The sequence below is a fragment of the Streptomyces sp. NPDC002076 genome (assembly GCF_053593835.1).
Genome location: NZ_JBSFDI010000001.1, coordinates 150884 through 166764, shown reverse-complemented (window position 1 = coordinate 166764; position 15881 = coordinate 150884). Strand labels below are relative to the sequence as shown.

General features: G+C 72.0%; 11 protein-coding genes and 2 pseudogenes. 9 read left to right on the top strand and 4 right to left on the bottom strand.

From position 1 onward, the window contains the following. Nucleotides 1-3: 3 nt before the first annotated feature. The 8 genes from ACWCQS_RS00755 (at nt 4) to moeZ (ending at nt 10458) form a co-directional block, all read left to right on the top strand. Nucleotides 4-1038: an ABC transporter permease gene (locus tag ACWCQS_RS00755; RefSeq protein WP_451002477.1), complete on the top strand. Its 1035-nt coding sequence runs from the start codon at nt 4-6 to the stop codon at nt 1036-1038. After that, complete coding sequence (locus tag ACWCQS_RS00750) at nt 1035-2033, top strand: ABC transporter permease (protein WP_451002476.1); 999 nt, start codon at nt 1035-1037, stop codon at nt 2031-2033. Before ACWCQS_RS00755 ends, ACWCQS_RS00750 begins: the two co-directional genes overlap by 4 nt. Further along, nucleotides 2030-3622: a dipeptide ABC transporter ATP-binding protein gene (locus ACWCQS_RS00745; protein ID WP_451002475.1), complete on the top strand. Its 1593-nt coding sequence runs from the start codon at nt 2030-2032 to the stop codon at nt 3620-3622. The genes ACWCQS_RS00750 and ACWCQS_RS00745 overlap by 4 nt, the downstream gene beginning before the upstream one ends. Before the next feature lie 201 nt (nt 3623-3823). Beyond that, nucleotides 3824-5521 (top strand): GT4 family glycosyltransferase PelF, encoded by a 1698-nt coding sequence (pelF, locus tag ACWCQS_RS00740; RefSeq protein WP_451002474.1) that lies wholly within the window; start codon nt 3824-3826, stop codon nt 5519-5521. A gap of 221 nt (nt 5522-5742) precedes the next feature. Then, nucleotides 5743-7182: a hypothetical protein gene (locus tag ACWCQS_RS00735; protein WP_451002995.1), complete on the top strand. Its 1440-nt coding sequence runs from the start codon at nt 5743-5745 to the stop codon at nt 7180-7182. 337 nt (nt 7183-7519) lie between these two features. Then, nucleotides 7520-8479 (top strand): NAD-dependent epimerase/dehydratase family protein, encoded by a 960-nt coding sequence (locus ACWCQS_RS00730; protein WP_388620561.1) that lies wholly within the window; start codon nt 7520-7522, stop codon nt 8477-8479. Beyond that, the gene (locus ACWCQS_RS00725; protein ID WP_451002473.1) at nt 8467-9216 is read left to right on the top strand and encodes a spherulation-specific family 4 protein; all 750 of its coding nucleotides are present in this window, start codon (nt 8467-8469) and stop codon (nt 9214-9216) included. The genes ACWCQS_RS00730 and ACWCQS_RS00725 overlap by 13 nt, the downstream gene beginning before the upstream one ends. 63 nt (nt 9217-9279) lie before the next feature. Further along, the gene (moeZ, locus tag ACWCQS_RS00720; protein ID WP_451002472.1) at nt 9280-10458 is read left to right on the top strand and encodes an adenylyltransferase/sulfurtransferase MoeZ; all 1179 of its coding nucleotides are present in this window, start codon (nt 9280-9282) and stop codon (nt 10456-10458) included. A gap of 190 nt (nt 10459-10648) precedes the next feature. Here moeZ and ACWCQS_RS00715 read toward each other — a convergent pair. Next, a pseudogene (locus ACWCQS_RS00715) lies at nt 10649-11100 on the bottom strand (TetR-like C-terminal domain-containing protein). A 29-nt stretch (nt 11101-11129) separates the two neighbouring features. Here ACWCQS_RS00715 and ACWCQS_RS00710 point away from each other — a divergent pair. Next, nucleotides 11130-11575: pseudogene (locus ACWCQS_RS00710) on the top strand (anthrone oxygenase family protein). Between the two features lie 184 nt (nt 11576-11759). On the opposite strand, the gene ACWCQS_RS00705 reads toward ACWCQS_RS00710, so the two are convergent. From ACWCQS_RS00705 to ACWCQS_RS00695, 3 genes are all read right to left on the bottom strand, one after another. Then, complete coding sequence (locus tag ACWCQS_RS00705; protein ID WP_451002471.1) at nt 11760-12476, bottom strand: SMI1/KNR4 family protein; 717 nt, start codon at nt 12474-12476, stop codon at nt 11760-11762. Nucleotides 12477-12623: 147 nt separating this feature from the next. Continuing rightward, entirely contained in the window at nt 12624-14180 is a 1557-nt protein-coding gene (locus ACWCQS_RS00700) for an alpha/beta hydrolase (RefSeq protein ID WP_451002470.1), read from the bottom strand. Nucleotides 14181-14314: 134 nt separating this feature from the next. Next, a complete protein-coding gene (locus tag ACWCQS_RS00695) occupies nt 14315-15859 on the bottom strand; it encodes an alpha/beta hydrolase (RefSeq protein ID WP_451002469.1) in 1545 nt (514 codons plus the stop codon). Nucleotides 15860-15881 lie beyond the last annotated feature (22 nt).

The window sequence follows — 15881 nt, the reverse complement described above, 5'->3', positions numbered from 1 at the left end:
GCCGTGAGCGAGGCACTCGTCGCCGTCGAGGCCGCCGGGACGGAAGCCACCGTCCCGGCGGCCTCGGGGGCCCGTCAGTTCTGGCGGCGGCTGCGGGCGCAGCGCGCCGCTCTGGTCGCTGCGGCCGCCGTCGCCCTGCTCGTCCTGGTCGCGCTCGCCGCGCCGCTGCTCACCGCCCTGGAGGGCCAGGACCCCACCACCTACCACCCGTCCCTGATCGACTCCGCGCGCGGCGGCGTCCCCATCGGCTCCCTCGGCGGCATCGGCGCCGACCACTGGCTGGGCGTCGAACCGCAGACAGGCCGCGACCTGTTCGCCCGCCTGGTCTACGGGGCGCGGGTGTCGCTGGGCGTCGCCTTCGCGGCCACGGTGGTGCAGGTCGCCATCGGGGTCGCCGTCGGTGTGGCCTCCGCGCTCGGCAATCGATGGGTTGATCAACTGTTGAGTCGCGCCACGGACATCATCGTGTCGATGCCCCTCATGATCATGTCGTTGGCACTGCTGGCCATCGTGCCATCCAGTTTTCCGCGGCCGGTCCTGGTCGCGCTGGTCATCGGCCTGATCGCCTGGGGCAACATCGCGAAGATCGTGCGGGCCCAGACACTCTCCCTGAAGGGGCTCGACTACGTCTCCGCCGCCCGGCTCAGCGGCTGGGGCGCCTGGCGGGTCGCCCGCCGCGAACTGCTGCCCGGCCTCGCCGCGCCCGTCATCACGTACGCCGCGCTGCTGGTGCCCACGAACATCTCCGTCGAGGCGGCGCTGTCCTTCCTCGGCGTCGGCGTGCAGCCCCCCACCCCGTCCTGGGGACAGATGCTGACCGCCGCGGACGTCTGGTACCAGGCCGCGCCCCAGTACCTGCTGCTGCCGGCCGGCGCCCTGTTCGTCACCGTCCTCGCCCTCACCGTCCTCGGCGACGGCGTGCGCACCGCCCTCGACCCGCGCGCCGCCTCCCGCCTGCGCGTCGGCACCGGCCGCAAGGACGCCGAGGACGCCCCGGACGCCGAGGGCGCCAAGAGTCACAAGGAGGCAACCGCATGAGCGGCCTCGGCGGCTTTCTGCTGCGCCGCGCCGTCGGCGTGGTGGTCACCCTGCTCGCGATCTCGGTGATCGTCTACGTCGTCTTCTACGTCACCCCCGGCAACGTCGCCCAGATCACCTGCGGCCCGCGCTGCTCACCGGAACAGGTGCGCCAGGTCGCCGAGCAACTGAAGCTGGGCGACCCCCTCTACCTGCGCTACTGGCACTTCCTGGAAGGGCTCGTCGTCGGCCAGGACTTCTCCACGGGCACATCGGTCGTGCACTGCGCCGCGCCCTGCCTGGGGCAGTCGTACCAGACCGACCAGCAGGTCCTGGACATCATCCTGACCAAGCTGCCGGTCAGTCTGTCGCTGGTCCTCGGCGGCATGGTGGTGTGGCTCGTCCTCGGCGTCGGCACCGGCGTGCTCTCCGCGTGGCGGCGCGGCCGGATCTCCGAGCGCGTGCTGACCGCGATCACCCTCGCGGGCACGGCCACGCCCGTCTTCGTCATCGGCCTGGTGCTGATGATCGTCGTCTGCGGCGAACTGCAGCTGCTGCCCTTCCCGCAGTACGTGAACTTCTCCGACGATCCCGAGCAATGGGCCTGGAACCTGCTGCTGCCCTGGCTCTCGCTCGCCCTGATCGAGGCGGCGGCCTTCGCCCGCCTCACCCGTGCCGCCATGCTGGAGACCCTCGCCGAGGACCACATCCGGACCTTCCGGGCGTACGGCGTGTCCGAGCGTTCCATCGTCGGCCGGCACGCCCTGCGCGGCGCCCTGGCGCCCGTGATCGCGCTGAACGCCAACAACGTCGGCTCGGCCGTCGGCGGTGCCGTCCTCACCGAGACCCTCTTCGGGCTGCCCGGCATCGGCCAGGAGCTGGTGCACGCGGTGAAGGTCGTCGACCTGCCGGTGGTCGTGGGCATGGTCCTGGTCATCGGCTTCTTCGTGGTCCTCGCCAACGCCGTCGCGGACGTCCTGTACGCGGTGGCCGACCGACGGGTGGTACTCCAATGAGCCTGGTGGAAGTCACGGATCTGACCGTCGAGTTCGGTTCGCTGCGGGCCGTCGACGGACTCTCCTTCAGCCTCGCGAAGGGCGCCGCGCTGGCCCTGGTCGGCGAGTCGGGTTCCGGCAAGTCCACGGTCGCGGGCGCCCTGCTGGGCCTGCACCGCGGCACCGGAGCCCGGGTCACCGGCTCGGTCCGCGTCGCCGGCACGGACGTACAGGCGGCCCCCGACGAGGAGTTGCGGCGGCTGCGCGGCGCCACGGCCGCCATGGTCTTCCAGGACCCGCTGTCCTCGCTGGACCCGTACTACGCGATCGGCGACCAGATCGCCGAGGTCCACCGCGTGCACACGCGCGTGTCGCGCCGCGCCGCACGCGCGCGTGCCGTCGAGGTGCTGGAGCGGGTTGGAATTGCGGACGCGGCACGGCGGTCCCGGTCCCGCCCGCACGAGTTCAGCGGCGGCATGCGCCAGCGCGCCCTCATCGCCATGGCCCTCGCCTGCGAGCCGGACCTGCTGATCGCCGACGAGCCGACCACCGCGCTCGACGTCACCGTCCAGGCTCAGATCCTCGACCTGCTGCACACGTTGCGCGAGGAGACCGGCATGGGCCTGCTGCTCGTCACCCATGACGTGGGCGTCGCCGCCGAGAGCGTGGACGACATCCTCGTCATGCGGCACGGCAGGGTCGTCGAGCACGGCCCGGTCGGCACGGTCCTCGCGGCGCCCGCCGAGGCGTACACCCGGGAACTCCTCGACGCCGTCCCGCGCGTGGACACCCGGCGCACCGGCTCCCGGGCCTCCGCCGAGGTCGTGCTGGAGGCCACCGGGGTGCGGCGCGAGTTCGGGCGTGGCCGGCGGGCGTTCGCGGCCGTGGACGACATCTCGCTGACCGTCCGCCGCGGCGAGACGCTCGGGGTCGTCGGCGAGAGCGGCAGCGGCAAGACCACGCTCGGCCGGATGCTGGTCGGCCTGCTGGAGCCGACCTCCGGCGCGATCCGCTACGAGGGCCGCCCGCACAAGGGCGTGAACCCGGCCGTCCAGATGGTCTTCCAGGACCCCGTCTCCTCCCTCAACCCGCGTCGCAGCGTGGGCGAGTCCATCGCCGATCCGCTACGCGCGCGTGGCGAACACGACGAGGAGCGCATCCGGGGGCGCGTGAACGAACTGCTGGAGCGCGTGGGGCTCGAAAGGGCGCACTACGACCGCTACCCGCACGAGTTCAGCGGCGGTCAGCGCCAGCGCATCGGCATCGCCCGCGCACTCGCTGCCGACCCGCGCGTCATCGTGTGCGACGAGCCGGTCTCCGCACTCGACGTCACCACGCAGGCCCAGGTGGTCGAGCTGCTCGGCGAACTCCAGCGGGAACTCGGCCTCGCGCTCGTCTTCATCGCCCATGACCTCGCCGTGGTACGGCAGGTCAGCGACCGGGTCGCGGTGATGCGCCAGGGCCGGCTCGTCGAATACGGGCCCGCCGACGAGGTGTACGACAGCCCGCGGGAGCCGTACACCCGGCAGCTCCTGGCGGCCGTACCGGCGCTCGACCCGGAGCTGGCGGCGCAGCGCCGCGCCGCGCGGCGCGAACCGGCCGCGGCGTAACGTTTCGTGCATGACTGATCGCCCTGTGAAGCCTTAGCGCGGCCGAACGCGACCCGCACGCGAAAGTTACGACCGTTCACCCCTTTTGGTGGCGCGATGGACAACCGTCCGTCGCGCCACCGCCTTGTCCCCTTACGTTCGTCCCGCTGCGAGCCGCCGTGGGAACGGCGGCTCACCGGACAGGAGATCGGGGGTGCACACGTGCGCATCGGACTGCTTACGGAAGGCGGCTACCCGTATGTGAGCGGTGACGCCGGACTCTGGTGCGACCGGCTCGTGCGCGGGCTCGACCAGCACGAGTTCGACATCTACGCGCTCAGCCGCAGCCGGCGCCAGGAGGACGACGGCTGGGTCGCGCTCCCGCCGCAGGTCGGCCGGGTGCGTACGGCGCCGCTGTGGACGGCCGAGGACGACGGGGTCGCCTACTCACGGCGCACGCGCCAGCACTTCACCGAGTGCTACGGCGAACTGGTCGCCGCCATGAGCGCCGGAGCCGACCCGGTGTCCGGGGGCGGGTCCACCGACATGGCGGACCGTTTCGGCAGCGCGCTGTACGGACTCGCCGAACTCGCCCGCGAGGAAGGCGGGCTGGCCGGCGCCCTGCACTCGGACGCCGCCGTACGCACCCTCGAACGCGCCTGCCGCGCCCCCGGCGCGCTGCGCGCGGCGCGCGAGGCGCGCGTACCCGATCTGCTCACCGTCACCGCACACCTCGAACGCGCCCTGCGCCCCCTCTCCCTCGACTGGTACGGCGACGAGGACCTCGGCGCGGCCGACCTCTGCCACGCCGCCGCCGGCGGCACCGCCGCCCTTCCCGGGCTGCTCGCCCGGCACTTCGCCGGCGTACCCCTGCTCGTCACCGAGTACGGCGTACAGCTCCGCTCGCACTACCTGGCCCTCGGCCCCGACTCCGCCGCCCCCGCCGTACGCGCGCTGCTCGCCGCCTTTCACGGCCGGCTCGCCGCAGAGGTCTACCGGCGCGCCGAGGTCCTCACCCCCGGCAACGCCCACGCCCGCCGCTGGCAGGAACGGTGCGGCGCCGACCGGGCCCGGATCCGCACGGTCTACCCCGGCATGGACGCCGGCCACTTCACGGAGGTCGGCGAGGCCCCGGACCGCGCCGACCCCGGCACTCTGGTCTGGGTCGGGCGGGTCGAACCCGCCAAGGACCTGATCTCGCTGCTGCACGCCTTCGCCGAAGTCCGCAAGGAGGAGCCCAAGGCGCGCCTCAGGATCGTCGGCGCGCCCTCCGGACCCGAGGGCGCGGCCTACCTCGGTCACTGCCGGGCGCTCGCCGCGCAGCTCTTCCCGGACGAGGCGGAGGGTGTGCACGCCGTCGGCGACAACCCGGTCTCCTTCGAGGAGATCGGTGGCCCGGAGGCGCCCACGCTGCCCGAGGTGTACGGGGCCGGCGCGGTCGTCGTGCTGTCCAGCGTGGTCGAGGGCTTCCCGATCGGCCTGATCGAGGCCATGTTCTGCGGCCGGGCCACGGTGTCCACCGACGTCGGCGCGGTGGTGGAGGTCATCGGGGGCACGGGGCTCGTCGTGCCCCCGCGCAATCCGCGGGCGCTCGCCGAGGCGTGCGTGGCGCTGCTGCGCGACCCCGAGCGCCGTGAGCGCCTGGGCGCCGCCGCGCGCGCCCGCGCGCTCGAACTGTTCACCGTCGAGCAGAACATCGCGGCATTTCACGGCATTTACCTGCAGATCGTCTCGCGCTGCCCGGTCCGCAGGGTCGTCCTCGACGAGGCCGGTGACCCCCTGCCGTTCGCCACCCCCGCCGAGTCCCATGTCCCCGGCCGCTGGACCGGCCCCACGGCCCGCGTCCTGCCCCGGACCGCCCCCGGCTGGGCCACGGCCCCACCGGTACGCGCGACACGACTGGCCACCGAGGGGGCGTGATGGACACACGGGACGACCACACGGGCGCAGAGCGCATCGTGTCGGTGGACGAGCCGACCGAACCGGACACGCCGGGAGACCTCGGACCGCGGGGCACTGAGGTGCGGGGCGGGCTGGGGTGCGCGGATTCGGCCACCGGGGTGGCGGAGGCGCTGGGCGGGTCGGGCGCGTGGGGCACTGGAGTGTCCGGGGAGTCGGGGAGCTCGGGTTCGCCCGCCGGGGTGTCGGGGGAGCCGGGCGGGCTGGGCGCGCCGCTCGGCAAGCCCAGTGCTGCCGAACCTTGGGACTCGCGGTCGGGGGAGTGGTTCGAGGCCGAGCGGGTCGATGAGGCAGCCCTGTCCGGCGAGACCTCGTCGGCCCGGTCCGCCGCCGTGCTGCCCGGCGCGTCAGGCTCCACAGGTGTCGCCGAACGGGACGGGCGGCCGGGCCGTACCGGAACGCCCCCCGCGGGCGCCGTCACCCAGGCGGCATCGGACGACTCGCCGTCGGACAACTCCCGCTCGGGCAACTCCCCTTCGGGCAACGGTGAGCCGGACAAGCGGCGCGTCGCCGCCGTGCCCAGGCGTGGAGCCGCCGACCCCGTGAAAGCCCTGCTGCACCGGCACCGTGAGCTGTGCGAGCGGGCCGTGGACCCGTTGGAGATCGCCGCCGGGCTGGAGGCGCACGGTGTCACCGACCGGACCGCCGCCCGCTTCCGCCACCGCGACGTCTTCTCGCTCGCCGAGGAGCTGTACGCGCGCGTGCCGCGAGGCGGCGAGCAGGGCCCGGAGTCCGAGCCCCTGCCCGTGCCCCGTGTGCGCGCGGACTGGATCCTGCTCACCCTCCTGCCCGGCGCACTCGGCGCGGCCACCGTGGCCGGACTGCGCCTCACCCACGGACACCCACGCCTGCTCGCCGCCGCCGCCGGCATCCTCGCCGTAGCCCTCGCCACGCGTGCCGCACTGCGCCGCGGCCCCCTCGCCGGACCGCCCGGCACGCACGCGTGGCGCACGGCGAAGGCCACGCGGGCGTGGACCCTGTGGCTGCTCGGATACGCCCTCCTCGGCGACGGCCTCCTCCACGCGATCACGACCGGTGGGCCCGATGCCCTGCCCACCGGCGCCCCGGACGGCCCCTGGCCCACGGCCCTGGCGCCCGCCCTGGCCCTCATGCTGGCCTGTGCTCCGGCGGCATGGTGCGCGCACCTGCTCAGCGCGGGCGCCCGCCGCAGGCTCGCCGGCAGCCGGGGTCTGGAGGACTTCACAGCCAGCGCCAAACCGTTGCTGTTCGGCATGTTCGTCCTGTTCCTGGGCGCCCTCACCGCCCTGCTCCTGGTGTGCGGCACCCTCCTGCACGAACCCGTGGCCTACCCGCAGACCCTCGCCCTGGGTGCCCTGCTGCTGCTCGCCCGCGTGCTCACCGTGCACGGCCGCCGGCACGCCCCGGCCGTGGCGCTCGGCGCCGCTGCGGCCGCGGAGGCGGTGGCCCTCGCGCTGCCGCTGGCCGGAAGGCTGCCGGGCTGCGCTGTGCTGGCGACCCCGGTAGGAACCCTCGTCGCGGCCTGGGGTGAGGCCGCGGTCCCGGCCCTCGTCTGCGGTACGGCCGCGCTGGCCCTGTTGTGCCATGCCGGCCGGACCCTCACCCAGGCCTCGGCGCACGCGCCCACGGCAGCCCCCGACTGAATCTTCCGCCACCGGCCCGAACCGTCGCCGGCAGCGACCGCACCGCCCCTTTTGAAGGAGAAGACGAGATGACCACCTCCCGACCCGGAGCGTCCGGAGCCCCCGGAACCTCCGGCGCGTCCGCAGCAGTCGCAGCCGCGGATGCACAAGCCGGGACCGCCGGAGCCGGAGTCCGGGCAGCCACCGGATCCGCAGGCACCGCGAGCACGGGCGGACCCAGCACACCCTCATGGCTCAAGGCACCTTTTGGCCACGTCGGCCACATCGGTGCAGCCAGCCACAACTGTCACATCGGCCCCGCCAGTCACGCCGGCGCCCGCACCACGGGAGCCGCCCGATGAGGGTCCTGCTGATCGGAGCCAACGGATACATCGGCCGCTTCGTCGCCGACCGCCTGCTCGCCGACCCGGCCGTCCAGCTCACCGCGCTCGGCCGCGGCGACGACGCCGACGTCCGCTTCGACCTCGCCACCGGCAGCCCCGGCGCACTCACCCGCTTCCTGGACGCGGTCCACCCCGGGGTCGTCGTCAACTGCGCCGGCGCCATCCGCGGCGGCGCCCGCGAACTCACCCGGCACAACACCGTGGCCGTCGCCACCGTCTGCGAGGCCCTGCGCCGCAGCGGCTGCGGAGCCCGGCTGGTGCAGATCGGGTGCAGCGCCGAGTACGGGCCGAGCCAGCCCGGCTCCTCCACCGCCGAGGACGCCGTACCGCGCCCCGGCGGCCCGTACGGCGTGAGCAAGCTCGCCGCGACCGAACTGGTCCTCGGCTCCGGACTGGACGCCGTCGTGTTGCGGGTCTTCTCCCCGGCCGGCCCCGGCACCCCGGCCGGCTCCCCGCTCGGCCGGCTCGCCGAGGCGATGCGGCGTGCGATGCAGTCCGGCGACGGCGAGCTCAAGCTGGGCGGCCTCGGCGTGCAGCGCGACTTCGTCGATGTACGCGACGTCGCCCGCGCGGTGCACGCCGCCTCGCTCTCCGCCGCGCAGGGCGTCATCAACATCGGCTCCGGCCGCGCCGTCCGCCTCCGCGACGCCGCCGCCGTCCTCGCGCGCGTGGCGGGCTACGGCGGCGCCCTGCACGAACTCGACGCCCCGCCCGGCCCGCTGCGCAGCGCCATCGGCCACCCCCGCGCCGACTCCGACCACGCGGCCCCAGTGGCGTACCCGTACCCGGACGGCTGCGGCAGCTGGCAGCAGGCCGACGTGCGCACCGCGCGCGACCGGCTCGGCTGGCGGCCCCGCATCAACCTCGAAGAATCCCTGGCCGACATCTGGATGGAGGCGGCATGCCGCATCTGACCAGCACCACAGCAGGCGCCACGAGCACCGGCCTGCGCACCGCCATCGGCGTACCCGGCTACGCCCACCCGCTCGTCGCCCCCGCCCAGTGGGCCCAGCTCGCCCGCCCGGGTACCCCCCTGGACTGGGTGGTCCTGAACGTGGCCGCCGGCCCCGGCACCCGCCCGGACCCGCACTGCCTGGAGGCCGCGGGCCGGCTGCGGGAAGCGGGGGTCCGCGTCCTCGGCCACCTGGACCTCGCCCACGGCACCCGCGCCTTCGCCGACCTGCTCTCCGACGCCCACCGCCACCTCGACTGGTACCGGGTCGACGGCTTCCTGCTGGACCGCTGCCCCACCGACCGCACCGCGCTGCCCGAGGTCCGCCGCGCGGTCACCACGCTGCGGACGATCAGTGACACTGTCCACATCGTCCTCGGCCACGGCAGCCATCCGCACCCCGGGTACGCGGAGAAAGCCGATCAACTGGTGACCTTCTCCGGTCCCTGGTCCGAGTACCGCTGGTCGCAGGTCGCCGAGTGGACCGCCGACTACCCGCCCGACCGCTTCTGCCACTTCGTGCACGGCGTGCCCCGTGGCCACCTGGAGGAGGCGCTGCGCATCGCACGCTGGCAGGGCGCGGCGACGATCTACTTCACCGACCGCACGGACCGCGGCGGCCGCACCGACCCCTGGGAGACCATGCCCGGTTACTGGGACGAAATCGTCTCGCGTATCGGAACAGGTGTCTCGGAATGAAGAAGGCCGTGGCAGTGTTACGGAGAGAACAACTGTAGTGATTGACCGACCAACGGAGTCCCCGTGTCGCTGCCACCCCTGGTTGAGCCAGCCTCTGAGCTCACCGTAGACGAGGTCCGCAGGTACTCCCGCCACCTGATCATCCCCGACGTGGGCATGGACGGGCAGAAGCGGCTGAAGAACGCCAAGGTGCTCTGCGTGGGCGCCGGCGGCCTGGGCTCGCCGGCGCTGATGTACCTGGCCGCCGCGGGCGTGGGCACCCTCGGCATCGTGGAGTTCGACGAGGTCGACGAGTCGAACCTGCAGCGCCAGATCATCCACAGCCAGTCCGACATCGGCCGCTCCAAGGCCGAGTCCGCCCGTGACACCGTCAAGGGCATCAACCCGTACGTGAACGTGATCCTTCACGAGGAGCGGCTCGAGGCCGACAACGTGATGGACATCTTCAGCCAGTACGACCTGATCATCGACGGCACCGACAACTTCGCGACCCGCTACCTGGTCAACGACGCGTGCGTGCTGCTGAACAAGCCGTACGTGTGGGGTTCGATCTACCGCTTCGACGGCCAGGCCTCCGTCTTCTGGTCCGAGCACGGCCCCTGCTACCGCTGCCTGTACCCGGAACCCCCGCCGCCCGGCATGGTCCCCTCCTGCGCCGAGGGTGGCGTCCTGGGCGTGCTCTGCGCGTCCATCGGCTCCATCCAGGTCAACGAGGCCATCAAGCTGCTCGCGGGCATCGGCGAGCCGCTGGTCGGCCGCCTGATGATCTACGACGCCCTGGAGATGACGTACCGCCAGGTCAAGGTCCGCAAGGACCCGAACTGCGCCGTCTGCGGCGAGAACCCGACCGTCACCGAACTCATCGACTACGAGGCCTTCTGCGGCGTCGTCTCCGAGGAGGCCCAGGCGGCGGCCGCCGACTCCACGATCACTCCGAAGCAGCTCAAGGAGTGGATCGACGACGGCGAGAACATCGAGATCATCGACGTCCGCGAGCCGAACGAGTACGAGATCGTCTCCATCCCGGGCGCCAGGCTGATCCCGAAGAACGAGTTCCTCATGGGCACCGCCCTGGAGGGCCTCCCGCAGGACAAGAAGATCGTCCTGCACTGCAAGACGGGTGTCCGCAGTGCGGAAGTCCTGGCCGTCCTGAAGTCCGCGGGCTTCGCCGACGCCGTCCACGTCGGCGGCGGCGTCATTGGCTGGGTCAACCAGATCGAACCGCACAAGCCGGTCTACTGATCACCGGGCCCGCCCACCGGCGAGGCTGACGAAGCCCACGGCTCCGACCTGGTCGGAGCCGTGGGCTTCTGTCGTTGTTGGTCGGAGTCGGGCGGCCTCGCACGGCCCGGAGACGGCCCGGGCAGCGGCTGCCGGGGGCCGCCATGCGGTAGCGCTCGGCGCCGCTCTACGAACTCCCCGCCTGCATCGGTCAGATCATGGCGAGCCGGTCCACCAGCAGTTCCACCCTCGGCTCGGTGTCCTCCGGCGGCAGTCGTCCTGCTCGGGCCAGGGTGGCCAGCCCGCGCAGGGCCGCCCAGAACACCTCGGTGAACAGTCCCGGGTGGATGCCGTCCCCGGCGACCTCGCGGAGAGTCACCAGCAGGGCGGCGAAGGCGCCCTGAAGTGGCTCCGGGGTGTCCTCCTTCGCGAAGGCCAGGCCGCCGTCGAGCTGGAACATGGCGTCGTAGACCGCCGGGTTGCGTGCGGCGAATTCGAGGTAGGTGCGGGCGAGGGCGGTGACCCGGGTGCGAGGTCCGTCCGCGGCGGAGGTCGCGGCCCGCAGCGCCGCGGCCATCTCGGTGGCGCCCTCAAGGGCGACGGCGCCGATATCTCGCGCTTGCCGCGGAAGTGTGAGCGGCAGCAGCAGCGTTGCCTCATCATCTAGCGGTGCTAGATCTCAGGAGGGGTCATTGCTCAACGCACTCGAGGTGTTCACCACCGTGGTCGTCGGCGTGATGGTGGGGTGGAGTTCTCCGTCGCCTTCGTCATCAACCTGATCCTCGACCCACTCCCCGGCGACAGTGGCCAACTCGGTCGCGCCCACGGGGGCCGGATGCTCGGCGCCGTGATGCCGTTCTGGTACATCGGCTCGCTCATCCTGAGCGCGGTCTGGGCCGTCGCCGGATGGCACCACCACGGCGCCGGCCTTGTCGTCACCGCCGGCGCGCTGCTGATCCTCAGCGTGGTCATGTCGATCCTGTTGCTCGTCCCGATCAACAACCGGGGCAAGACGTGGACCCGCGAGAACCGGCCCGAGGACTGGAAGGAGCAGATGAACCGCTGGGACCGCTTCCACTACGTCCGCGTCGCCGTCATCATCGCCGCCTTCGCCCTGCTGGTCGCCGCCCTCGCCTGAGCCCGCGGGCCGACACCGCGCTGATGGCGCGCAATCCCACTCCCTGAGCGGCAGCGGGCCACCGAAATCCCGACATCCGGGAATGCGGCTGCCGCTGAGGGCCCACAACTGGTCGTGTCACAGCGGGTCGCGATGACCCGCCACGCGGGGGAGCCGGCCCCCGCTGCAGGCCCGGCCCCTGACGTCAACGGCAGTCGTTGACCCAATCACCAGACAGCGCATCGCGGACCCGATTCAGTGCCTCCTCGCTGCGCGCGCGAACCGAGAGGCATACCCCGCCCTCCTCCCGCAGGATCACATCCGATCCAGCGAACCAGCGTCCCCACTCCCCGGACTCTCCCGGGTAGGAGGGACACGGCAGCAGCACAAAGCGGTTGTCCAACGGCTCGTCGAGGTCCGGCAAGAAGTCGCTGAGCTCCTCTGGCGCATGCAGGGACTCCGACAGGACGATCTCGACCCAGGCCAGGGAACACCGTTCCATCCAAGCCTCCCAGCGCTCGGCCGCCTTGTCGGCCAAATCGAGCCTCGTCATCACAGGAGGATCGGCCTTGTCGAGATCAACGAGCCGGATGCCCCACGACGCCGCCCCTTGGTTCTCATGCCGGAACACCAATACCTCACCGCGCTCGTCGACGTACAGCTGATCCGGACTGAGCAGGCGGTCATGGTTGCTCGTCAGATCCTGTCGGCCCCCTATGAGCTGGTAGCCCTGACGAAGTGCCGCGGGCAGGGTGAGACCGAGTCGGGTCTCCGCACATGCCAGCTCCGCATCGTCGCAACCGTCGCCCTCAGCCAGTGGTGTCACCCAGTGCGCGGCGAATCCGCGAATGAAGCGCCAGGCCTCGGCGGCGTCCGTCACACCCGGTTTCAGCTGGCTGACGAGGTCAAATGGTGAGGTCATGCGGCGGACGCTACCGCAGGGACCGCCAACCTGAGACCGGCACACCCTCACCCGCAGCACCAAGCCGGAACGGTTCGGGCGGGGCCGCCGCGAGTGCCAGGTTGAGGGTGTGGGGGTGCGTCGAAGCGCCGCCCGCCGCACACAACGTCAGGAGCAGACCTTGCCGTCCTTCGGCACCGTCCCGTTCAGCAGGTAGGCGTTCACCGTCGAGTCGACGCAGTCGCTGCCGTTGCCGTACGCCCCATGTCCCTCGCCCTTCCAAGTGAGTTCGACACCGACGCCCTTGCCGAGTTCGTCGGCCATTCTGCGGGCGCCCTCGTAGGGCGTGGCCGGGTCGCCGGTGTTGCCGACCAGCAGGATCGGTGCCGCTCCCGGCGCGCTGACCTCCGGGGTCGTGAACTGGCCCGGTACCGGCCAGTCGTGGCACCAGCCGGCCGTGTCCCAGCCCAGGAAGTCCCCGAACACCGGCGAGATGCGCTCGAACTCCGCCAGCCGTTTCTTCGTCTCGGCGAGCGTCGGCCGCTCCCTCTCGTCCAGGCACGATATGACCCGCTGTGAGTGGGACGTCGTACCGTAGTGTCCCGAGGAGTCCCGCTCGTTGTAGTCGTCCGCGAGCGCCAGCAGCGGTGAGCCGTCGCCCTTCTCCGCCGAGTCGAGCGCGGCGGTCAGCCTCGGCCAGCTGGATTCGCTGTACAGCGGCAGGACGATCCCGGTGACCGCGAGGGTGTCGGTCAGCTTCCGCCCGGACGACGTCGGCAGCGGGCGCGCGTCGATGCGCTTCAGCAGAGTGGCGATCTTCCGGGAACCCTGTGCGGGGTCCTGTCCGGTGGACTTCAGGTAGTCGTCCAGCGCCCGCTGGAAGCCGCGGGTCTGGTTCTCGGCCTGGCTCATCGTGTCCGCAGTCGGGTCGACCACCGCGTCGAGGATCAGCCGTCCCACCCGCTTCGGGAACAAGTGGGCGTACACACCGCCGAGTTCGGTGCCGTAGGAGATGCCGAAGTAGTGCATCCGCGTGTCGCCGAGTACCTGGCGCATCAGATCCATGTCGCGTGCGGTGTCGGTGGTGGAGACATGGGCCAGCAGCTTGCCTGCGGCCTTCGCGCAGCCCTTGCCGAAGTCGGTGGCGTCCTGGAAGAACGCCTGCTCCTCCTGTGGACTGTCCGGCGTGGCGTCCACGTCCTCGGCGGCCTCGATCTGCCGGTCGCCGCGGCAGCGGACGCCCTCACTGGCGCCGACCCCGCGCGGGTCCCAGCTCACCAGGTCGTAGTGCTCACGGAGTTTCGAGACGGCGCCTGCGTAGTACGGCATCATCTCCAGGCCCGAGCCGCCGGGGCCGCCGAAGTTGAACAGCAGGGAGCCGATACGGTTCCCGCCCGTCGCCTGCGCGCGGATCAGAGTCAGGCCGATCGTCGCACCGTCCGGCTCGGACCAGTCCAGCGGCACCTTGAGCGTCGCGCACCGCCAGTCGCCGCTCGGCGCGGGCGAGTTCCCCGTGGCCTTGCACCCGTGCCAGTCGAGGTGCTGGGAGGTGAGGGACGCGGGCAGGTCCGTCGCCGGAGCGGGCGGGCCGGCCGTGCTGGTGCCCTCGTCCTCGCCGCCGTCGTGCCCCTTGCCGTTGCCCCGTCCGTCCGCCGAGCCGCCGCCGCAGCCGGCCACCAGCAGCGCCGCGGCCAGCGCGGCCGTCCAGCGCAGGAACCGCCTCATACGCACCCCCCTCGCAGGCCCTGCGCGTCGTGCCGCGCCGGGCGTCCAGGCCATGGTAGGCATACCCGGCCGATCTCGTGGCGGCCTGTGGATAACGCTCTGACCAGCGGCTTCTTGGCAGGTGTGGGGGTGTTTCAGGAGCAGACCGTGCCGGCCTTCGGTTCCCTCCCGTCCAGCAGATAGCCGTTCACCGCGCTCTGCACGCACTTGTTCTTGCTGTCGTACGCACCGTGCCCCTGGCCCTTGTACGTCAGCTCGACGGCGACGCCCTTGCCCAGCGCCTCCACCATCTTCTTGGCGCCCTCGTACGGGGTGGCCGGGTCGCCGGTGTTGCCGACGACCAGGATGGGCGCCGAGCCGGGCGCGCTGACGTCGGGATGGTCGGCGGCACCCGCCACGGGCCAGTTGGTGCAGCTGACCATGCCCCAGGCCAGGTAGTCCCCGAACAGCGGCGAGGCGGCACGGAACTCGGGCAGCTTCCGCTGGACGTAGCCGACGGTGTACCGCGGCTTCTCGTCGGCGCAGTCGATGGCGATGTTCGCCGCGGTGATGTTGCTGTACTCGCCGTCCTCGCTGCGGCCGTTCATGGAGTCGGACAGCAGCATGAGGATCTTGCCGTCGCCCGCGTACGCCTGCTCCAGGCCCTCGGTGAGGTACTCCCAGAAGTCCTTGGAGTACAGGGACTGCGCGATGCCGTTCGTCGCGGCGGTCTGGGTGAGCTGACGCGGCGCGATGCCGGGGATCGGCTTCTTCTCCAGGTCGTTCAGCAGTTTCGCGATGCGGTTCTTCACATCCTGCGCGGTGGTGCCGACCGGGCATTCCGTGGTCTTGGAGGTGCAGTCCGCGGCGTAGTTGTCCAGCGCGAGCTGGAAGCCCTTGGCCTGGCCGAGCGCGCTCTGTTCGGGGTTCTGCGTGGGGTCGACGACCGCGTCGAGCACGGCCCGGCCGACGTTCTTGGGGAACAGGTGGGCGTACACGCCGCCGAGTTCGGTGCCGTAGGAGATGCCGAAGTAGTGCAGCTTGTCGTCACCGAGGACCTGGCGCATCAGGTCCATGTCGCGGGCCGCGTCGGTGGTCGCCACGTGCGGCAGGATCTTCCTGGAGTTCTTCTCACAGGCCGCGTTGAACTGCTTGGTGCGGTTCACCAGCGCCGTACGTTCGGCGCCGTTGTCGGGGGTCGCGTCCTGCTGGAAGTACACATCCAGCTGGGAGTCGCTCTCGCACTGCACCGGCGCGCTGCGGCCGACCCCGCGCGGGTCGAAGCTGACCAGGTCGTAGCGGGTGCGCAGGGCGGCGTAGTCCGAGGCGAACGCGGGCAGCGAGCTGACGCCGCTGCCGCCGGGGCCACCGAAGTTGAACACGAGCGAGCCGATCCGCTCGCTCGCGGGGCCGCTGGCCCTGGCGCGGATCAGGGCGATGCCGATGGTGTCGCCCTTCGGATTGCTCCAGTCCAGGGGTGCCTTCATGGTGGCGCACTGCCATGTGCCGCCGTTCGGCAGCGGGGACGGGGCGCTGCCGCCACCCTCGGCCTCGGAGGGAGCCGTGCAGTCCTTCCAGTCCAGCTTCTGCGCCGAGAGGTCGCTGTCCTTGCTGCGGTCGCCGCACCCGGCCAGCAGAGCCGGGAGCATCAGGGCAGCGGTGGTCAGGGCGGCGGCGCGCAGCCGGGAGGAATTCGCCATACTCCCATCCTGGAGGCGCACA

Bases quoted from the DNA above. Each gene is read 5' to 3' on its own strand.
- ACWCQS_RS00730 (WP_388620561.1), top strand. From the start codon at position 7,520: ATGAGGGTCCTGCTGATCGGAGCCAACGGATACATCGGCCGCTTCGTC.
- ACWCQS_RS00700 (WP_451002470.1), bottom strand. From the start codon at position 14,180: ATGAGGCGGTTCCTGCGCTGGACGGCCGCGCTGGCCGCGGCGCTGCTG.
- ACWCQS_RS00745 (WP_451002475.1), top strand. From the start codon at position 2,030: ATGAGCCTGGTGGAAGTCACGGATCTGACCGTCGAGTTCGGTTCGCTG.
- ACWCQS_RS00705 (WP_451002471.1), bottom strand. From the start codon at position 12,476: ATGACCTCACCATTTGACCTCGTCAGCCAGCTGAAACCGGGTGTGACG.
- ACWCQS_RS00725 (WP_451002473.1), top strand. From the start codon at position 8,467: ATGCCGCATCTGACCAGCACCACAGCAGGCGCCACGAGCACCGGCCTG.
- ACWCQS_RS00750 (WP_451002476.1), top strand. From the start codon at position 1,035: ATGAGCGGCCTCGGCGGCTTTCTGCTGCGCCGCGCCGTCGGCGTGGTG.
- ACWCQS_RS00695 (WP_451002469.1), bottom strand. From the start codon at position 15,859: ATGGCGAATTCCTCCCGGCTGCGCGCCGCCGCCCTGACCACCGCTGCC.